The organism is Kitasatospora sp. NPDC056531 (assembly GCF_042794375.1).
Taxonomy (GTDB): domain Bacteria; phylum Actinomycetota; class Actinomycetes; order Streptomycetales; family Streptomycetaceae; genus Kitasatospora.
Genome location: NZ_JBHTTU010000260.1, coordinates 1 through 3118, shown reverse-complemented (window position 1 = coordinate 3118; position 3118 = coordinate 1). Strand labels below are relative to the sequence as shown.

2 protein-coding genes are annotated in these 3118 nt (G+C 70.7%); both read left to right on the top strand.

Going from position 1 to position 3118, the window contains the following annotated elements; genetic code table 11:
* Nucleotides 1–772 precede the first annotated feature (772 nt).
* The gene (locus ACFQ87_RS45305; RefSeq protein ID WP_380616892.1) at nt 773–1501 is read left to right on the top strand and encodes a peptidase inhibitor family I36 protein; all 729 of its coding nucleotides are present in this window, start codon (nt 773–775) and stop codon (nt 1499–1501) included.
* 17 nt (nt 1502–1518) lie between these two features.
* Entirely contained in the window at nt 1519–3015 is a 1497-nt protein-coding gene (locus ACFQ87_RS45300) for a phosphodiester glycosidase family protein (RefSeq protein WP_380616891.1), read from the top strand.
* Nucleotides 3016–3118 lie beyond the last annotated feature (103 nt).

Genomic DNA, 3118 nt, shown 5'->3' with positions numbered 1-3118 from the left:
GGGCGGACGACCCGCCTTCAGCGCTGCACGCGCCCTTCCCTGAGCCACAACATCCTCCTGGATCGAGGTGTTGCGACGATCAGTTGAAACCGCCCTGGGCTGGCCGATCCGAAAGACATCGGCCCGGAGATTCGGCGTCAGCTCCCGGAGGCCCTGAGTAGGGTCGGGGCTCACCGAGATGACCCGCCGCCACTGGCAAGGCCACCACCTCGGCGACGGCTACTACGACCGCACCCGGGCGATCCCGATCCTGTTCACTCTTTAGTGGGCCGTTCAATGCCTGCCAAATACGAGGCAAAACCACATGGCCTCAGAATGCCATACCGGCCCGGACATATGTAGCACCGGAACCCGCGGGCCGGACAGATGAATTGATTTCGTGTGGGTTTTGTCACGCGCTGAGGTAACTCCGTGCACCCCCGGAGCGCGGGCAGAGGGTGAGCCGTCGAACTGACCGACCATCAACCGTCCCCTCCGTTGTCTCAACTCCGGCGCGCCAGCGCGTCTCAAACAGCAGGTCAGAGCGGTGAGACAGCTCAGGAGGAGCCAGGCCGGGCCCTGGCGGGCCGATGCCCGGCGAGGGCGCTGATAGCTTTGTGGAACGGGACCGAGCGGCCCGCATGCGCCGATTCACGCACGCTCTCCATGCGCCCTCGGCAGCCCGTGTTATCCGGGCCAATTCCCGGCGATCAATCCGATGATGAACGGCGCCTTATGGATGCGGTCGTCGGAGCGAGATCGACCCATCATGACCCAAAAGGGGATCCCCGCCGTGAGGCAATTCCTTCCGCGCACCGTCCTGGGCCTTGCGCTCGTGGCACTCGTCGTCGCCTTCCTGCCCGGCACCCGGGCCACCGCCGCGAGCTGGACCAGCACCTGCGCCACCGGCAGCTTCTGCCTGTACGACCAGGACGGCGGCCAGGGCGCCGCGCTGGCCGCCGACCCCACCGCCCCGGTCCAGGGCCTCGACGCGACCTGGAACGACCGGGCCCGCTCGGTCGACAACCAGTCGTCGTACTGGGCCTGCTTCTACGCGGACGCGTCCTACGGCGGCACCGTGCAGGCCGTCCGCCCCGGCGGCCAGGCCGACCTCGCCGAGCTCGGCACCCGGCTGGACGGCAAGGTCACCTCGTTCAAGGGCGCCAAGTCCAAGGCCGGCTGCTTCACCGGCTACGAGCGCTGCGCGACCGGCCAGCTGTGCCTGTTCGCCGAGGAGAGCGGCCGCGGCGCGATGACCGCCCTCACCGACGACGAGGTCACCACCTTCGGCGCCGACTGGAACGGCCGCGCCGCCTCCGTCTTCAACCACACCGCCAAGCACGCGTGCTTCTACCCGAACCCCGGCCTCGCCGGCTCCTGGACCGCGAACGGCTCCACCTACCGGGCCTTCGTCGTCCTCAGCGGCGACAGCACCTTCGTGCCCGCGCCGTACGCCGGCACGCTCAGCTCCGACCGCCTGGTCACCGCCTCCGGCGGCCGCCCCGCCACCGACTTCTGCTGACCGAGGGACGACCCGACATGAAGCGCACCGCACTCGCCCGAACCGCCGTGATCCTCGGTCTCGCGGCGTCCGTCCTCGCCGCCCCTGGCGGCGGCCTCGCCGGCGCGGCCGACACCGACATCGCGCTGGGCTCCATCACGCTCGCCCAGGGCGCCCGCAGCACGCCGTTCCCGGGCATCACCCGCACCGTCTACCAGGACGCCGACCTGACCTGGACCGTCAACGTGGTGGACATCGACCCGAGCCGGGCCCCGATCACCTTCAACGGCTCGATCGGCGACGGCATGTACACCACCCAGACCGTCCAGGAGATGCTCGAACAGACCACCGGCGTGGCCAGCCGCCGCCCCTACGCGGGCGTCAACGGAGGCTACTTCGACGACGCCGTGGTCCTGAACCCGGACCCGGCCAACCGCGTGTTCCTCGGCGACCTCGGCGGCGTCTCGATCAAGAAGGGCCGTCTGCTCAGCGAGGCCGCCGGCGGCCGCTTGGTCCCGCTCCCTGCCGACGCCCCCACCGGCGCGAAGCCCGTCGTGCGCCCGGCGGGCTCCGTCCTGATGCTGCAGAACGGCCGCCCGTACATCACCGAGCTCACCACCAAGCTCACCGTGCAGCTCTCCGACAACCCCACCGTGAGCCGCAGGATCGACGGCATCAACCGACTCCCCGGCCGCGAAGCCCACTGCATACGCAACCCCGACCCCGCCAACAAGGACGTGAAGGTCGTCGACGGCGTCTGCTTCGACCCGTCGGAGATCGTCGAGTTCACCCCCGAGTTCGGGGCGAAGACCCCGTCGCCGGACTTCCTGAAGGACACCACCACCGACGACGACCCGGGCATCGAGGTGCTGTTCGACGCGGCGGGCGACGCCACCGCCTGCTTCCGCCCCGGCGCCACCCCCGGCGGGATCGTCGCCGACGCCCCGCGCGGCGGCCACGACGTGCCGCCCGGCGGCCGCGCCCTCCAGGGCACCGGCGACGGGGCCACCTGGCTCTGGGACAACGCCTGCGCGGGCGGGTCCGTCACCGAGCACACGGTCATCACCGACACCCGGTTCGGTGACACCCGGGCCGACACCTGGTTCGGCCGCGCCCCCGCCGGCGCCGTCGAGCGGCCGATCGACCCGGCGTTGTACGCCAGCCCCGGCGGCGACGTCCTGATCCGCGACGCCTCGCTCGTCTACCAGCCGGCGACCGACACCGACAAGCGCGCCTGGCGCACGGCCATCGGCGCCGACGGCTACGGCCACCTCTTCCTGGTCACGATCGAGGGCCAGAAGGGCGGCACGGCCGCGCTCGCCGACGGAGCCACCCGCAGCGAGTTCGCCCGGCTGCTGAAGTCGCTCAACCTCGTCGACGCGATCAACATGGACGGCGGCGGGTCCACCACCCTCAACATGCGCGATGCCAACGGCAACGAGCCGCCGCTCACCACCACCACGGACTCGGCGCCGCGCCACGTCGCCGACACGGTGTACGCGGGCGTCGGCGGCTACGGCCTCGCGGCCCGCTAGGCGCTGACCGGGTCTGTACGGTCTTCGGTGTAACTCCCGATCAAGGAAGAACACCTGATGAGCGACGTGATCGTCTCTGCCGAGGCGGTTGAGGAAGTCCGGC